Annotated in this window: 16 protein-coding genes; 5 read left to right on the top strand and 11 right to left on the bottom strand. The window is 56.2% G+C overall.

The window, feature by feature from the left end; genetic code table 11:
* The first annotated feature begins 379 nt into the window (after nt 1-379).
* Together sbcD and sbcC are read left to right on the top strand one after the other, a co-directional pair.
* Nucleotides 380-1,582 (top strand): exonuclease subunit SbcD, encoded by a 1,203-nt coding sequence (sbcD, locus tag ACMYSO_RS19240; protein ID WP_434666894.1) that lies wholly within the window; start codon nt 380-382, stop codon nt 1,580-1,582.
* Nucleotides 1,579-4,713, top strand: a complete 3,135-nt coding sequence (gene sbcC / locus ACMYSO_RS19235; protein ID WP_434666891.1) for an exonuclease subunit SbcC — start codon at nt 1,579-1,581, stop codon at nt 4,711-4,713. Before sbcD ends, sbcC begins: the two co-directional genes overlap by 4 nt.
* Before the next feature lie 59 nt (nt 4,714-4,772).
* On the opposite strand, the gene mak is transcribed toward sbcC, so the two are convergent.
* Entirely contained in the window at nt 4,773-5,678 is a 906-nt protein-coding gene (gene mak, locus ACMYSO_RS19230) for a fructokinase (RefSeq protein WP_434666888.1), read from the bottom strand.
* A gap of 91 nt (nt 5,679-5,769) precedes the next feature.
* Here mak and rdgC point away from each other — a divergent pair, with 91 nt between their 5' ends.
* On the top strand, nt 5,770-6,681 hold the full coding sequence (rdgC, locus tag ACMYSO_RS19225; protein WP_123756215.1) for a recombination-associated protein RdgC: 912 nt from the start codon (nt 5,770-5,772) through the stop codon (nt 6,679-6,681).
* A 65-nt stretch (nt 6,682-6,746) separates the two neighbouring features.
* Here the strand turns inward: rdgC and ppnP are convergent, their stop codons facing one another.
* From ppnP to aroL, 3 genes are all read right to left on the bottom strand, one after another.
* A complete protein-coding gene (ppnP, locus tag ACMYSO_RS19220) occupies nt 6,747-7,031 on the bottom strand; it encodes a pyrimidine/purine nucleoside phosphorylase (RefSeq protein WP_434586197.1) in 285 nt (94 codons plus the stop codon).
* Nucleotides 7,032-7,118: 87 nt separating this feature from the next.
* The gene (locus ACMYSO_RS19215) at nt 7,119-7,796 is read right to left on the bottom strand and encodes an AroM family protein (protein WP_434666885.1); all 678 of its coding nucleotides are present in this window, start codon (nt 7,794-7,796) and stop codon (nt 7,119-7,121) included.
* A 306-nt stretch (nt 7,797-8,102) separates the two neighbouring features.
* A complete protein-coding gene (gene aroL / locus ACMYSO_RS19210; RefSeq protein ID WP_434666882.1) occupies nt 8,103-8,663 on the bottom strand; it encodes a shikimate kinase AroL in 561 nt (186 codons plus the stop codon).
* A 336-nt stretch (nt 8,664-8,999) separates the two neighbouring features.
* Between aroL and ACMYSO_RS19205 the strand changes: the two genes are divergently transcribed.
* On the top strand, nt 9,000-9,680 hold the full coding sequence (locus ACMYSO_RS19205; protein ID WP_434666879.1) for a DUF2076 domain-containing protein: 681 nt from the start codon (nt 9,000-9,002) through the stop codon (nt 9,678-9,680).
* On the opposite strand, the gene ACMYSO_RS19200 is transcribed toward ACMYSO_RS19205, so the two are convergent.
* Nucleotides 9,677-10,135 carry a YaiI/YqxD family protein gene (locus ACMYSO_RS19200; protein ID WP_434666876.1) on the bottom strand — a complete coding sequence of 153 codons (459 nt, stop codon included), beginning with the start codon at nt 10,133-10,135 and terminating at the stop codon, nt 9,677-9,679. The two genes, ACMYSO_RS19205 and ACMYSO_RS19200, sit on opposite strands and share 4 nt — an antisense overlap.
* A gap of 115 nt (nt 10,136-10,250) precedes the next feature.
* On the opposite strand from ACMYSO_RS19200, the gene proC reads away from it, so the two are divergent.
* Complete coding sequence (proC, locus tag ACMYSO_RS19195) at nt 10,251-11,060, top strand: pyrroline-5-carboxylate reductase (RefSeq protein WP_434586202.1); 810 nt, start codon at nt 10,251-10,253, stop codon at nt 11,058-11,060.
* Nucleotides 11,061-11,129: 69 nt separating this feature from the next.
* Here the strand turns inward: proC and psiF are convergent, their stop codons facing one another.
* From psiF to idnO, 6 genes are all read right to left on the bottom strand, one after another.
* Nucleotides 11,130-11,450 (bottom strand): phosphate starvation-inducible protein PsiF, encoded by a 321-nt coding sequence (psiF, locus tag ACMYSO_RS19190; protein WP_434586203.1) that lies wholly within the window; start codon nt 11,448-11,450, stop codon nt 11,130-11,132.
* A 91-nt stretch (nt 11,451-11,541) separates the two neighbouring features.
* Nucleotides 11,542-12,972 (bottom strand): alkaline phosphatase, encoded by a 1,431-nt coding sequence (gene phoA / locus ACMYSO_RS19185; protein WP_434586204.1) that lies wholly within the window; start codon nt 12,970-12,972, stop codon nt 11,542-11,544.
* A gap of 197 nt (nt 12,973-13,169) precedes the next feature.
* The gene (gene iraP, locus ACMYSO_RS19180; protein WP_434586205.1) at nt 13,170-13,430 is read right to left on the bottom strand and encodes an anti-adapter protein IraP; all 261 of its coding nucleotides are present in this window, start codon (nt 13,428-13,430) and stop codon (nt 13,170-13,172) included.
* A gap of 227 nt (nt 13,431-13,657) precedes the next feature.
* A complete protein-coding gene (idnR, locus tag ACMYSO_RS19175) occupies nt 13,658-14,650 on the bottom strand; it encodes a DNA-binding transcriptional regulator IdnR (RefSeq protein WP_434666873.1) in 993 nt (330 codons plus the stop codon).
* 65 nt (nt 14,651-14,715) lie between these two features.
* On the bottom strand, nt 14,716-16,005 hold the full coding sequence (locus ACMYSO_RS19170; protein ID WP_434666870.1) for an MFS transporter: 1,290 nt from the start codon (nt 16,003-16,005) through the stop codon (nt 14,716-14,718).
* A gap of 99 nt (nt 16,006-16,104) precedes the next feature.
* Entirely contained in the window at nt 16,105-16,869 is a 765-nt protein-coding gene (gene idnO, locus ACMYSO_RS19165; RefSeq protein WP_434666867.1) for a gluconate 5-dehydrogenase, read from the bottom strand.
* Nucleotides 16,870-16,914: the final 45 nt, after the last annotated feature.

Here is a 16,914-nt window from a genome sequence, read left to right as displayed (position 1 = left end):
ATAGAGTGCGGCGTCATTATGCGTCAGTTTTGTGACAGATTTATGAAAAAAATGACCGTCTGATGATCGTAGATTTCGAATGATGACAAGGAGTAACCGACAATCCGATCGCGGCTCGGGGAGGCAACCTGAAGGATGAAGAATATATACCCAAAATTATTCGAGTTGCTTGTAGGCAGCAAGGCCGTGACAAATCGGTATTAACCGATTTGAACAGCGCTTGCGCTGGCCCGAAGGGTGAGCCTCATCATCAATGAGGCTCATAATCCCCAGGAGCTTACTCGGGTAAGTGACTGGGGTGAACGGGTGCAGCTAACACCCAAGCAACTTGAAGGATGAAGGGTATAATGCGCTCATGCTTTTTCGTCAGGAAATCATTATGCGCATCATTCATACCTCTGACTGGCACCTGGGTCAGAATTTTTACAGTAAAAGCCGTGCCGCCGAACATTCGGCCTTTCTCGACTGGCTGCTGTCCATTGCTCAGCAGCACGAGGTCGATGCCATTATTGTCGCCGGCGATATTTTTGATACCGGATCGCCTCCCAGCTACGCCCGCGAACTGTATAACCACTTTGTGGTGCAGCTTCAGCAGACCGGCTGCCAGTTGGTGGTGCTGGCCGGCAATCATGATTCGGTCGCGACCCTGAATGAATCCCGCGATATCCTGGCCTTTTTGAAAACCACGGTGGTGGCCAACGCGGGCCATGCCCCCTTTATCCTGCCCCTGCGTGACGGCACCCCCGGCGCTGTTTTTTGCCCGGTGCCTTTCCTGCGCCCACGCGAGCTGGTCACCAGCCAGGCCGGCCATTCAAGCGGCGAGAAGCAACAGCAGCTGTTAAGCGCTATCAGCGACTATTATCAACAGCAGTATCAGCAGGCCTGCGCCCTGCGCGGCGATCGGCCGCTGCCGATTATTGCCAGCGGTCACCTGACCACCGTCGGCGCCAGTAAAAGTGATGCCGTACGCGATATCTATATCGGTACCCTGGAAGCGTTCCCCGCCAGCCATTTCCCGCCGGTTGACTATATTGCACTCGGCCATATTCACCGGGCGCAGTTGGTTGGCGGCAACGAACATATTCGCTACAGCGGCTCACCGATTTCCCTCAGCTTTGACGAGACCGGGAAAAGTAAAAGCGTCAATCTGGTAACGTTTACTGACGGCTATCTGACAGACGTTAGCCCGCTGACGGTGCCGGTTACCCAGCCGCTGGCGGTCCTGAAAGGCGATTTCGCCAGCATCAGCGAACAGCTCACCCAGTGGCGGGACGCCCCAGCGAACCCCGTCACATGGCTGGATATTGAAATCACCAGCGACGAATACCTGCATGATATCCAACGTAAAATTCAGGCCCTGGCCGATGACCTGCCGGTGGAAGTACTGCTGGTCCGCCGCAGCCGCGCCCAGCGCGAACGGATCCTCGCCGGGGAACGCCGCGAAACGCTCAGTGAATTACGCGTGGAAGACGTGTTTGAACGCCGCCTGGCACAGGAAACGCTGGAAGAGACGCAGCAGCAGCGCCTGAAGCAGCTGTTTAACGAAACGTTGCATAGCCTGCACGGTGAGGAGCACCTGTGAAAATTCTGAGCTTGCGCCTGAAGAATATCAACTCGCTAAAAGGCGAATGGAAAATCGACTTCACCGCTGAACCGTTCTCCAGCAACGGGCTATTCGCCATCACCGGGCCAACCGGTGCGGGGAAAACCACGCTACTGGACGCCATCTGCCTCGCGCTGTATCACGAAACCCCGCGGCTGAGCAGCGTCTCGCAATCGCAAAACGATCTGATGACCCGAGACACCGCCGAGTGCCTGGCGGAGGTGGAATTCGAGGTCAAAGGGACGGCCTATCGCGCTTTCTGGAGCCAGAACCGCGCCCGTAACCAGCCGGAAGGCAACCTGCAGGCCCCGCGCGTCGAGCTGGCCCGCTGCGACGATGGCCAGATCCTCGCCGACAAAGTCAAAGATAAGCTGGAGCTCACCTCCTCACTTACCGGGCTGGATTATGGCCGTTTTACCCGTTCAATGCTGCTTTCACAGGGCCAGTTTGCCGCCTTCCTTAACGCCAAACCCAAAGAGCGCGCGGAGCTGCTGGAGGAGCTGACCGGAACCGAAATATACGGGCAGATTTCAGCCCAGGTATTTGAAAAACATAAGCTTGCCCGCAGCGAGCTGGATAAACTGCAGGCGCAGGCCTCCGGCGTGCTGCTTCTGAGCGCCGAGCAACAGCAGGCGCTGCAACAAAGTTTGCAAGCACTTACTGATGATGAACATCAACTCGTGAGTGAACAAACTCGCCTGCAAACCACCCTGCAGTGGCTGCTGCGCCAACAGGAGCTGAGTGCGGAAGCTACCCAGGCCCAGCGTCAGCTACAGGAAGCGCAGCAGGCGCTGGAGCAGGCCCAGCCGCAGCTTTCTACCTTACTCAAAGCCCAGCCGGCAGAGCAGCTGCGCCCGCTGTGGAACCGCGAGCAAGACCAGACCAACGCGCTGGCGCACACCCGCCGTCAGGTGGAAGAAGTAAACACTCGCTTACATGGCCAACTGCGGCTACGGGCGGGGATTCGCCTTGCCGCGAGTCAGCAGTTGACCCAGTTGCAGGCCGCCCAGCACACCCTCACGGCGTGGCTGCAGGAGCACGACCGTTACCGCCAGTGGGGAAACGCCCTGGCAGGCTGGCGGGAAGCGTTCGCACAGCAGGCCCGCGATGAACAGCAGCACGCGCAACTGCAGCAACGGCTGGTCGACACCGAACGCACCCTGGCCGGGCTGCCCCCGACAACCCTGACGCTGGATGCCGGCGAGGTCAGCGCCAGCCTGGCACAGCACGCCGCCGCCCGCCCGCTACGCCAGCAGCTCTCTATGCTGCATAGCCGCCTGTTGCCGCTGCGCCAGCGCCAGCAGCAGTTGCAAACCGCCGGCCAGGCTCGCCAGCAGGAGCAGGAGAAGCTCGAAACGACGCTGGCCCAACGCCGTCTGGCTTATAAAGAGAAAAACCAGCAGTTCAGCGATGTGAAAGCCATTTGCGAACTGGAAGCCCGTATTGCCGGTCTGGAAGAAGAACGCGCGCGCCTGCAGCCCGGCGCACCGTGCCCGCTTTGCGGATCCAGCGAGCATCCTGCCGTCGCGGAATATCGGGCGCTGGAGCCTGGGGTTAACCAGGCTCGCCGGGATAGCCTCGAGCGCGAGGTAAAACAGCTGGCTGAAGAAGGCGCCCAGTTGCGTGGTCAGCTGGAGGCGTTGCTAAAACAACAGCTTAACGAGAAAGAGGAGCTGGAATCCCTTCTCCAGCAGGAGCAAGCACTTACATCGCAATGGCAGAGCACCGTCAGCGCATTGCACTGTGAACTGCAGCCGCAGGACGATATTCCCGGCTGGCTGGCGGCGCAGGAAGAACGTGAACAGCAACTCTATCAGCACCAGCAGCGGCTGGGCTGCCAGGCACAACAACAGGCGTTCCAGCAGCAGTTGCAGCAGAGCCAACAGAGTCAGGAACAGCGCCGGGCGCAGCTGACTGCGGAACTGGCTCCTTTCGCACTCACTCTTCCACAGGCCGATCAAGCGACGGGCTGGCTGGCGCAGCGAGAACAAGAGACCCGTGACTGGCAGGAAAAACAGAACCAATCCGTCGCCCTTCAGGAGCAGCTTCAGCAACTGACCCCACTGTTGGAAACCCTGCCGGAGTCCAGCGAGGCCGCCGAACCTGCGCCGCTCACGGGCTGGCGCCAGGTCCATGATGATTGCCTGGCTCTGCAAAGCCAGTGGCAAACCCTGTGCCAACAGGAGAGCCAGCAGCAGCAGGCGCTGCTGGAGACGCAGAACCAACTCGCTGCCGCATTAGCCAGCAGCCCATTTGCCGATCGTCAGGCGTTCCTTGACGCCCTGCTCGATGCCGACACCCGCCAGCATCTGGAGCTGCGTAAGCAGGCGCTGGAAAGCGCCTTACAGCAGGCCAGCGCACTTTCCCTACGCGCCCGCGACGCGCTGAACCAGCATCAACAGCAGCCGCCGGTAGAGGTCGACACCACCCAGCCGCTGGAACCGGTACAGACTCGCCTGCAGCAGCTGGCGCCGCTGCTGCGGGAGAATAGCGCGCGTCAGGGGGAAATTCGCCAGCAGCTGAAGCAGAACAGCGAGAATCAACAGCGCCAGCAGGCACTGCATGAGGAGATCGCGCTCGCTACCCAGCAGTTGGAAGACTGGGGATGGCTGAATGCGCTGATCGGTTCAAAAGAGGGGGATAAATTCCGTAAATTCGCCCAGGGCTTAACGCTGGATAACCTGGTGTGGCTGGCGAATCACCAGCTTAATCGTCTGCACGGCCGCTATCAGCTGCAGCGTAAAGCCAGCGAAGCGCTGGAGCTGGAGGTTGTGGATACCTGGCAGGCGGATGCCGTTCGCGACACCCGCACCCTGTCCGGCGGTGAAAGCTTCCTGGTCAGCCTCGCGCTGGCGCTGGCGCTCTCCGACCTCGTCAGCCACAAAACGCGGATTGATTCGCTGTTCCTCGATGAAGGCTTCGGCACCCTCGACAGCGAAACCCTCGATACCGCGCTGGATGCGCTGGATGCCCTCAACGCCAGCGGAAAAATCATTGGTGTGATAAGCCACGTTGAAGCCATGAAAGAGCGGATCCCGGTGCAGATCAAGGTGAAGAAAATCAATGGACTGGGCTACAGCCGGTTGGAAAAGGCCTTTGCCGTAGAGTAACGGTCTGGCGTCTTCCCCTGCCTTGTTACCGGCCGGGGAAGACGCCAGCTACTCGCAAGCTACAGCGGCCACAGCCACGCCGCGCCGCGCACACCGCTGGAATCCCCATGCAGCGCTTTACGGATTGGCGTTTCGCATTCGCCGCCGAACACCCACGGTTTCACTAACTCAGGCACCGTCTGATAGAGACGCTCGACGTTGCTCATTCCGCCGCCCACTACGATCACATCCGGGTCAAGAATATTGACGATATGGGCCAGCGACTTCGCCAGCCGCGCCTCATAGCGCGTGAGCGCCAGCTCCGCCAGCGGATCCTGCTCGCCCACCCGCTGCATAATCGCACTGCCAGGAAGCCCCTGGCCGCTCAGACGCTGATAATCGGTGGCAAAACCGGTGCCGGAGATAAAGGTTTCAATGCACCCTTGCTTACCGCAGTAGCACGGCACCTCGGCACGATAACGCAGTTCATCTTCATCCATCCACGGCAGCGGGTTATGCCCCCACTCTCCTGCAGTACCGTTGCCGCCGATGTGGGCGCGGCCATTAATCGCCACGCCCGCGCCGCAGCCGGTCCCGATAATCACCGCAAACACGGTCTGCGCCCCGGCAGCGGCACCGTCCACCGCTTCCGAGACCGCCAGGCAGTTGGCATCATTGGCCAACCGCACTTCGCGATTCAGCCGCTGACTCAGATCGCGGTCAAATGGCTGACCGTTGAGCCACGTCGAGTTGGCGTTTTTCACCACCCCGGTATAGGGCGAAATCGACCCGGGGATCCCGACGCCAACGCTGCCGCGTTCCCCGGTAGCCTGCTCCGCCATCTCAACCAACGTGGCGATGTTCTCAATGGTCTGACGATAATCCTCCCGCGGCGTAGGCAGGCGGTGGCGAAATAGCTGTTCTCCCCGGTCACTCAGGGCAATGACTTCTGTTTTTGTTCCACCCAGATCAATACCAATACGCACTGTAGGCTCCTCTCCCCGATTAACAATGCAAGCATAGCGACAATTCGCTATCATGCCCGCTGGATTTAACGACAACGCCGTGGAAATTATCATGCTGTGGTTCAAAAATTTAATGGTTTACCGTCTCAGCCGCGACATTTCATTGCAGGCCGAAGAGATGGAAAAACAGCTGGCCGAGCTGACATTTACCCCTTGTGGTAGCCAGGATATGGCGAAAACCGGCTGGGTATCGCCGATGGGATCGCACAGCGACGCGCTGACGCATACGAACAACGGACAGATCCTGATCTGCGCGCGCAAAGAAGAGAAGATCCTGCCATCGCCGGTGATCAAACAGGCGCTGGAAGCCAAGATCCTCAAGCTGGAAGCCGATCAGGGCCGTAAGCTGAAAAAAACGGAAAAAGATTCGCTGAAAGACGAAGTGCTGCATTCTCTGCTGCCCCGCGCTTTTAGCCGCTTCAGCCAGACCATGATGTGGATCGATACCGTCAACGGGCTGATCATGGTGGATTGTGCCAGCGCGAAGAAAGCAGAAGATACGCTGGCGCTGCTGCGTAAAACGTTAGGATCGCTGCCGGTGGTTCCGCTAACGCTGGAAAACCCGATCGAGCTGACGCTGACGGAATGGGTCCGTTCCGGTACCGTCGCGCAAGGTTTCCAGCTGCTGGACGAAGCCGAACTGAAAGCGATGCTCGAAGATGGCGGCGTGATCCGCGCCAAGAAGCAGGATCTGGTCAGCGACGAGATCGCGGTGCATATTGAAGCCGGGAAGGTAGTGACCAAACTGGCGCTCGACTGGCAGCAACGGATCCAGTTCCTGATGTGTGACGATGCGTCGATCAAGCGTCTGAAGTTCTGCGATGAACTGCGCGATCAGAATGAAGACATCGACCGGGAAGATTTTGCTCAGCGCTTCGATGCTGACTTTATTCTGATGACCGGCGAACTGGCGGCCTTGATTCAAAATCTGGTGGAAGGTCTGGGCGGCGAAGCGCAGCGCTAATTAGCCCTGAGCGCACCCGAAAGATCGGCTAAAACACCTTCCTGCGATGGCAGGAAGGTGAGTTATCACAGATAGCGGCACAGATAAGAGGTTGCTTCAGCCACCTGCAGATGGAACTCGCTGCTGCCCGGAACATTGAATACTTCACCCGCAGAATAGACTTTCCACTCGGTTTCCCCTGGCAGCAGCACATTCAGCGCACCGCTCACGACCGTCATCTCTTCCGGCTGTGCGGTTCCGAAGGTATATTCGCCTTCCGCCATCACCCCGACGCTTGCGCGACCGGTGCTGCTGCTGGTGAAGCCAATGGATTTCACTTTTCCGTCGAAGTATTCATTACTTTGAAGCATAAACAAGCCCTTATGATCTTTTGTTGAAGCCTCAATATAGGGGGCGCTCCTTGCCCCTGTCACGCAAAATTACATGCGTGCAGCATGTTAAATTAATAGTTCTGCCGCCAGCCGCGAAACCAGCACATTTGACAGCAAAACCGGGACATTCAGCGCTTTTTGCAATACGTCCCGATGATGCTGATGGTAGCCCAGGCAATCCAGCACCAGCACATCAGCCCCCTGCTCCAGCAATTCCCGCCCGGCCATCAGCAAATCGCTATCGCTGCCGTCGATCGGGTTGGCTAAGGCGTAGTATGGCGCGTTCTCCAGCGCCAGCCATTTTTGCTGCTGCATGGGCAACACCTCCTCGACGGGCACAATCACCCCCACCTGATGGCCCTCAACGATCGATGCCACCAGCGGCGGAATAATCCGCTGCGGCTCCAGTAAAATGGCGTTACTCGCCGTCAGGCCGCTGAGCATTTCTGAACTCAAAAACAAAATCACGTCATATTCTTGCCGGTCGAGCATGGCGATCACATGCTTTAAATCCCGCTCGACCTTCTGGCGGGAAACCTCCGCCAGTTGGTTATCATTCAACAGCGTCAGCAGACATTCATCGCCGGAATCCACGGCGTAATCTTCCATCACATCTTCACGCGTCATTTTGCCTAACAGACTAATATGTGTGATCTGATCTTCCCTGATATGTTCGGTTAATAACGGCAGGACCTCCCCTACCGGAACCACGCCAACGCTTAAAATTGCCATCGTTGTACTCATATCACGTACCTTTTCACCACCACTGCTTCAGCACAGGCTTACCGCAAACCACATTCGCCCCCTTGTTGGCTAAAAAACAACCGTTCAGAAGCGTAGCAGCTTACTCCCCATGCGGAGTGTAAAGATTGAGACGCCTTCAGCGCGTTGCTGAAAAATCCGCGTCTTAGATATTCATTAACCCTACTGATGAATGAAAAATGTGACAGATGCCCGGTATTCTTGTTGTCAGAAAGGATGCCGGGTCTGGAGATAACTAAGCAGAGGGAAGCGATGTCGCCGTAGCGGACGCCTGTGACTCGAAATGACTTATTGCTCGCGCGCCGCCTCGGCGCACGAGGTCTGCGGGAGAGCAGAGAGCGGGTGCAGCGTCGCCAGAATTTGCCTGACGACCTCATCCGGCGCCGCGGTGGCATCGATAATATGGTGCGCGGTTGCGCGGTACAGCGCTTCTCGTTGCGCCAGCACTTCACCGACTTCATCACGCACCGGCTTGCCGGTCAACGTAGGTCGCTGTTCCGCTTTGGGGTACGCTTCCAGCCTGTCGATCAGCGCCGATACCGAGGCCTGAAGATAAATCACCACGCCGTTTTCCCGCATAAACTGCCGGTTGCCTTCAGCCAGCACAATACCGCCACCGGTCGCCACCACCGTTTGTGGCCGGGTGACCGCTTTCAGCGCCTCGGACTCCAGCTCACGAAAACGCGCCCAGCCTTCTTGTTCAACGATAGCCGCGACCGTGCGCTGCTCACGCTCCTGCAGCGCATGATCGGTATCGGTAAATGGGTAATTACACGCCCGCGCCAGCGCATGGCCGACCGTCGTTTTACCGCAGCCGCGTGGCCCGATGAGAAAGATTGGCAGTGTCATTACCGAAGACCCCCTGGTTCCGCGTTTTGGCGGGAAAATGAATGCGAAAAGTCAGCCATGATACCTGCAAAATCGCCCAACCATAACCGTAAAATAAACGTTACGTTAAAATAACATATTCCTTTCAGCTCTTATGGCCAAAGGATTTGACGTGTAAACCTATCATTGCATTATGTGTTATTCCATATTTACTTGCTGTTGCGGATTATTTTTCCACCACGAGCTGGCGTAAACGGTAACACATTTATGCACAGCTTTACGCAACAACATATTTACAGCATGGGTCATTCGGACGCACTCTGACGCTAAACGACCAGTATGACAGAGGAAAGTACCATGCAATCTGAAGAGCAACGCCTTATCGATGGACTGTTTTCCCGCCTCAAAGAGGCCGGAACGCAGAGCGCAGCGCGCGATGCCAGTGCCGAGGAGCGGATTGCGCAACATCTGAAAGAGCAGCCTGCTGCCCCCTATTACATGGCGCAAACCATCCTGATTCAGGAAGCAGCGATTAAGCAGCTCAACGACCGTATCCAGGCGCTGGAAAGCCAGGTCAGCCAGCTGCAGACGGCTAAACCGAGCAGCGGCGGCTTCCTCGCCGGCCTGTTTGGCGGCAGCCAGAGCCGCGGTGCTGACCCGATTCCCGGCGCGGAACAATATGGCCGCCCGCAGGCGCAATATGCCCCACAGATGCCACAGCAAAACGTCGCGGCGCAGGCGGCACGTAGCGGCGGCGGCTTTATGGCCGGTGCGCTACAAACGGCAGCGGGTGTGGCGGGCGGCGTAGTGCTGGGTAATATGCTGACCAATATGTTCAGCGGCTCCCATCCGCAGGAGATCGTCAATATTATCGAAGAGAATCCGCAGCCCGATCTCAGCCAGACCCAGGACGCGGCCGACCCATTCCGCCAGGAGGATAGTCAGTTCCTCGCGGATAACAACACCTACGACGACGATTTCGACGCGGGTTTCGGCAACGACAACGATTTCAGCGGCGATGACGACAGCTGGGTCTAACCCTGATCGCGTTTCGTCTCTAGCAGCCACTTTTCCAGCGCGGCGGCAAATTGTTGCCGGTCGCGCTGCGATAAACTATCCGGGCCGCCGGTTTGCACGCCGCTGGCCCGCATCGTTTCCATAAAATCACGCATTGTCAGGCGTTCACGAATCGTCGCTTCACTGTAGCGCTCACCACGCGGATTCAGCGCGGCTCCCCCTTTGGCCAGCACTTCCGCCGCCAGTGGAATATCCGCAGTAATCACCAAATCACCCGGTTCACACAGCCGAACGATTTCGTTATCGGCCACATCAAACCCCTGCGGCACGCGCATCGTGCGGATCACCCGTGATGGCGGCACCCGTAGCGCCTGGTTAGCGACCAGCGTCACCGGGGTTTGTGTACGCTCTGCCGCACGGAACAATATTTCTTTAATGACGTTCGGACACGCGTCCGCATCAACCCAAATAGCCATGTCGGCTCCTGTCGATGAAAAAGTGAGTGATCATTGTCACCTGCTTTTGTCTCCCAGAAAAGCGCCAGAGTGATAAGCTAGTAGCGAACGATAAACTAAGCAAAGAGGAATGGTGATGGAGAAGAAAATTGGCTTTATCGGCTGCGGGAATATGGGTAAAGCCATTCTGGGCGGTTTGATCGCAAGCGGGCAGGTACAGCCGGGGCAAATTTGGGTCTATACCCCATCGCCGGACAAAGTGGCGGCCCTGCACGACCAGTACGGTATCAATGCCGCTCAGAGTGCCCAGGAAGTGGCCCAGGTGGCGGATATTGTCTTCGGTGCAGTAAAACCGGGGATCATGGTTAAAGTACTGAGCGAGGTTGCCTCAAGCCTCAATAAAGACTCGCTGATTATCTCTATTGCTGCCGGTGTGACGCTCGATCAGCTGGCGCGAGCGCTGGGTCACGACCGTAAGATCGTCCGTGCGATGCCTAACACGCCCTCGCTGGTCAACGCCGGTATGACCTCCGTCACCCCTAACGCGCTGGTCACCAGCGAAGAAATCGCCGAAGCGCTGACGATTTTCCGCTGCTTTGGCCAGGCGGAAATTATTGCCGAACCGATGATCCACCCGGTAGTGGGCGTCAGCGGCTCTGCGCCAGCCTACGTCTTTATGTTTATCGAAGCGATGGCGGATGCCGCAGTCCTCGGCGGAATGCCGCGCGCCCAGGCGTACAAATTCGCCGCACAGGCGGTGATGGGCTCGGCCAAAATGGTGCTCGAAAGCGGAGAACATCCGGGTACCCTGAAAGATATGGTCTGCTCGCCTGGCGGTACCACCATCGAAGCGGTGCGGGTGCTGGAAGAGAAAGGATTCCGTTCTGCGGTGATCGAAGCGATGGTGAAATGCATGGAAAAATCAGAAAAACTGAGCCGTTCCTGATCCCTGTCGTCATATCGGGTGAGCCCAGGCCTCACCCGTTGCCGTATAGTTATGTCTGTCTCAGTCGCTTCAGACCTGTTTTTTCAGGCATGCGCTCATAAACTTATTACGATCGTCCCCTTTCAGAGACTGCTGAGTGGCCTGCGAGTTGCATTCGCCCATTTTTTGCTGCTGAGGCGTCAACGCTTTACCGTCCTTCGCCGGGGCGTCTTTCTTCAGACACTGGCTCATAAACGTTTTACGCTCATCCCCCTTCAGCGCTTTCGATGAGGCCTCTTTGTTACAGACCGTCATTTTTTGCTGCTGGGGCGTTTGCGCTTTTTCCGCGGCACTCACCGCCGTCACAAAGATCAAACCAAAAAGTAGGGTTACAAGAAATGTTATTTTCATTACACCATCCTTCTGTCAGTCAATCTCTGTAAGTCTGGTCGCTGATGACAAAAATACCAGCCGATAGCGACAATTCACTACCGGCATTAGGTTATTTGAGGCCCAGCGCATCCTTCATGGTGTAGAACAGATCGGTTTGATCGGTTAAACCCACCACGTTTGCCGCATGAGGACCATAGGCGGCAATACGCAGTTGCGTGCCGGTATGTTCCATCGAGGCTTCTTCAGAGTTGCCGTAGCTGATGACCATCACCGCACCGTCTTTGGTGGTTAAGGCCTGGGTCAGGCCAGGTGCTTTGGTCTCTGCCGGGATAATCTGGCTGGCGTGAGCATGGTCAGCGGTAACAATGACCAGGGTATTGCCCTCTTTTTTGGCAAACTCCAGCGCTTTCTGTACCGCTTCGTCCAGGTCAACGGTTTCGCCGATCTGGCCGCACGGATTCGCCGCATGGTCCTGTTTGTCGATAGAGGCGCCTTCCACCTGCAGGAAGAATCCTTTCTCGTTAGTGCTCAGCAGATCGATCGCTTTTTCAGTCATCTGCGCCAGCGTCGGAACGGAGGCATCGCGTTTGTCGTTCGGCGTACAGGTCACCGCAGGCTTATCGATATTGCCGTGGAAGGAGGCTTTCGGCCCTTCCCAACGTACCGGCATGTTGCCATCCGAGAACAGGCCCAGCAGCGGTTTGTCCTGGTTTGCTTCACGCACGGCGGCCAGAGAGCTGGCGTCGGTGACCATTTGGTAGCCGCGGGCGACGGCCTGATCGTGCAACGTTTTACCCTGCCATTCGCCGGCGGTTGCGGTTTCTGCGAAGGTTTTGGCCCCGCCGCCTAAAGTGACGTCGGCACGAGCATTAAGCAGCTGTTCAGTGATTGACCCTTTCCCGCCCTTCTCCAGCGCATTGCTGGCGCATTTTTCACTGGTCACGCTCGGACCATAGCATTTCCGCGAGGTGACATGGGCGACCAGCGCAGCTGGCGTCGCGTCTTGCAGTTCTGCGGTGGAGACGTTACCGGTGGCCAGGCCAGCGGCTTTGGCCATTTCCAGGATCGTCGGATGATCTTTTTCATGGATATCGACCCCCAGCGCGCCATTATAGCTTTTCACGCCGGTGGTCCAGGCGGTGGCGGATGCAGCAGAGTCAGTCACGTAATCCGGTTTACCGGTTTTCTTGTCCAGAGAATAGTGGGTGTACTGGCCGGTTAACGGCAGGGCATCAATCCCTTTAAAGAAACCGCCCGCACCTTCGGCATAATTGCGCGCGGCGGTAATTTCTGAATCACCCATTCCGTCGCCAATCAGCAGAATAATATTTTTTGCCGGCCGGTTGATTAACGAGGCCTGTAGTGCGGCGGTCTGATCGCCGCTTAACCGGCGTGCACCGCCAGGCGTGGTGATATCGCCCTGAGCGGCACGATTTTCCAGAACCGGGGCTGCAGTTGTTTCTGCATGAATAGCCGTGGAGCCTAGCAGAGGTAACAGGGCAATAAATATCACACTTAATTTCACTTTAGTCTTCTCCATGTGTGCCCGTCATTCTTCAAGCTGCATAGGTGTTGTCTGCCCCCCCGATCACTTACCGGTGTAAGCTCCAGGGGATTTGCAGCCTTTATGCAACTTGAATTATTTAGGGTATAAAAATATTCAAAAATCAAAACGAAGAAGACTTTATAAAAGTGTTGTGACAGTAAAATGACGGCATCCGTGTCCGATCAAAAGAACTAGCTACGCGGATGCCGCAACAGCTTTTTTATATATTGCTGCAACCGTTGCGCATCGCGATCGTCCACCAGCGGGCCGGGGCTGGCCTGGGCAATAGCGTCCTCAATATCATGAATTAATGCCTGCTGCTTGTCCTGTGCCATATGGCGCAGTAACGCTGTTACGACAACTTCCAGCGCCTCAACCTGCACCGTCAGTTCTTTTGCCTCTTCTTCCTTTTGAGCCAGATTCACCAGTAGTTCGGCAATGAGATTCTTCACAGCACGGTATCCTTATGCGAGTTCCATTATTCGCTAGTTATGTCATACATCCGCCGTTGGATACCAGTATTATTTTTTAAAAATGATTCCTGATCCCGCATAATAATAAGCGAAACGTTTTGCTCTTTCGGTGAAGCACCAGGAATAAACTCAACACCAGAGAAATACGTTTCATAAAAAATTTCAATAGATAATAATAAAAAAATATATTGCGATTTCGTTGGTAATTATAACGTATCGCCATAATAAATCTGGTAAGCCATATTCACGCTATCTGCCGCGTCTTTACCGGCAAGCCGGGCAATGAGTATTTCACTCGCCGTTTTACCAATGTCATAACGCGGAGTAATGACGCTGGCGATTTTTTGCAGGCGCGCGCGACCAATTTCCAGCCCGTGGAAACCGGCAATCGCTATCTTCTCCGGGACGGCAATGCCCTGCGCCTGACACTCCAGCAGCACGCCGACCGCCAGATCGTCATTGGTACAAAAAATCGCGTCAATATCCGGGTGCGAGTGCTGCATTTGCAGGAACATCTGGCGACCCAGCGCCACCGACGAGATACTGCGCGGCGTGATGTGATATGCCTTCAGGCCATAGGCCGCCACGGCGCGTTCGGTGCCGCGAAAACGGCTCACATCACGAGGGTCGTCCATCGAACCAAAAAAGGCGATTTTTCGCTTACCGCTGTCGAGGAACGCGTTGGTCATATCCCAGCCGGCCTTCTCGTTATCAAACCCGACCTGAATATCGAGGGGTTGCCCGCCGATATCCATCAGCTCCGCCACCGGGATCCCGCTGGCGCGGACATACTGAATCATGCGATCGCTGTGCTGCGTACCGGTCAGAATCAGCCCGTCAATGTTGTAAGAGAGCAAATTGAGCACTTCGCGCTCTTCGCGCTGCGGGTCATAACCGTAGTTGGCAATCAGGGTCTGATACTGGTGGGCGGACGTGACGGATTCAATCCCGGCGAGAACATCGGCGAAAATCTGATTACGGAAGGAAGGGATCAGCACGCCTATCGTTTTACTGCGCGCATTGAGCAAAATTTCCGGCGCCCGGTTAGGGATATAGTTGTGCTCTTCCATGATCTTCGCAATCAGCTCGCGGCTGCGCTGCGACACCTGGCCCGGGTCACGTAAATAACGGCTGACCGTCATTTTATTCAGTCCGGCCAGGTTGGCGATATCCTGCAATGTCATCCGGTTGTTTTTCATCGGGTTCTCTGCGACAAACGACTCATATGCTCGCAGAGAACCTTACCACAGGCGCTTCGTTTCTGTTAACCCGCAAGCTTATTTGTGGTCATTAACGCCGGCGTGCGATCGTCATTGGCCCGCACGTTGTACATCAACACCACCGAGGACAGCAGCGCGATAGCCATAAAGGTATATGAGGCACCGGGCCCGCCCATCACGCCATTCAGGTAGCCCACCAGCCAGGCACCCAGGAAAGCGCCCAGCGCGCCGAAACTGTTGATAAGCCCCATCGATACCCCGGAGACGTTGCGTGGCAGCAGCTCGGGGATAAGCGCGAAGAACGGCCCGTATGGGGCATACATACAGGCGGCGGCGATCACCAACAAGGCGTAGGAGAACCAGAATGCGTGGTCGCCGATAAGCCAGGAACCAAAGAATGCCAGCGCGGCAATCAGCAACAGCGGCCAGATGAACAGTTTACGGTTCTGGAACTTATCCGAGAGCCAGGAGACCGTCAGCATCAGGCAAATAGCCGCCAGGTACGGCACCGCGGCCAGCCAGCCTACTGCGACGATATCCATCTGCGCCGCATTTTTCAGAATTGACGGCATCCACATCATGAAGCCATATACCCCGATGCTCCACAGGGCATGGACGGCACACAGCATAATTACATTACGTGAACGCAGTGCCTCACCATAGTTACGTACCGGCTTAATCGCGCTCTGCTCACGGTCCATCGCTTCCTGCAGCGCCTGCTTCTCCCCGGCGTTCAGCCAGGAGACTTCCTCGGGCTTATCCCTGACCAGGATCCACCAGCACACGGCCCACAGCACCGCCGGAATGCCTTCAATAATAAACATTTCACGCCAGCCCCAGGCCTGAATCAGGTAGCCGGAGACGATGGACATCCACAGCACCGTCACCGGGTTACCAAGGATCAGGAAGGTATTGGCCCGTGAGCGCTCGGTTTTGGTAAACCAGTTGCTGATATAAATCAGCATCGCCGGCATAACCGCCGCTTCCACCACCCCGAGAATAAAGCGGATAGCCATTAACATCGGAATATTGCTAACGAACCCGGTGGCCGCCGCGCAGCAGCCCCATAAAATCAGACTGACGAATATCATTTTCCGCACGCTGCGTTTTACGGCATATATCGCACCGGGCACCTGGAAAAAGAAATAGCCCAGGAAAAATAATGCACCAATTAGTGATGCGGTACCTTTGGTAATACCTAAATCATTTTCAATACCTGCCGCAGCTGCAAAACCATAATTAGCGCGGTCGAGATAGGCCAGACTATAGGTAATAAATATAATCGGCATTAAATACCACCAGCGGCGCGCTGGTAATTTGGTGAGCATTTGCATATGCCATCCTCAGATTAATGATGTAATCAAATGGGTTTAATTATTATGGGTTTCACCGTATATCAGGCAGGCAGAACTGCCCGATACACGACAACGCGGTTACACGGCGGCGAGCATCCCGCCATCAACAAACAGCAGATGGCCATTAACAAAATTTGCCGCCGGGGAGGCCAGATACACCGCGGCGCCAATTAACTCTTCCGGTTTTCCCCAGCGGGCCGCCGGGGTGCGTTGATATAACCAGGCAGAAAACTCCGGGTCATTCACTAATGCGCTGGTCATCTCCGTTGCAAAATAGCCAGGGGCGATACCATTAACCTGAATATTATATTCCGCCAGCTCCACACACATGCCTCGGGTGAGCATTTTGACCGCCCCTTTCGATGCGGCATACGGCGTAATGGTCTTACGTCCTAATTCACTCTGCATGGAACAAATATTGATAATTTTACCGCCCCGGCGTGCCATCATATATTTCGCCACCTGCTGTGAGACCAGAAATACGCCTTTCTGGTTGACCTCAATCACCTGATCCCACTCCTCTTCCGGAAATTCGCTAAACGGATGGCGGCGTTGGATCCCAGCGTTATTGATCAAAATATCAATCGGCCCGATCTCTGCTTCGATGTGGCCGATGGCCCGCTCGACTTCGACGCGGCGGGTGACATCAAAGGCTACCCCCGTCGCACGGTACCCGAGGGCGACCAGCGCCTCAGCCGCACGATCCGCTTTCTCCTGAGTACGGTCATTGATAATCACCTCCGCCCCGTACCCGGCTAATCCCTCGGCCAGCAGGTTACCAATCCCCCGGGCGGAGCCGGTAATCAGGGCGCGCTTGCCGGATAAATCGAATAGATTTTTCATAGAAATGTCTTTTTCTGTGACTGTTATGCGTAACTGTATACGCGT

It is taken from the genome of Klebsiella sp. B345 (assembly GCF_051131735.1).
In the GTDB taxonomy this organism is placed as follows: domain Bacteria; phylum Pseudomonadota; class Gammaproteobacteria; order Enterobacterales; family Enterobacteriaceae; genus Klebsiella.
This window is presented reverse-complemented; position numbering and strand designations above follow the sequence as displayed.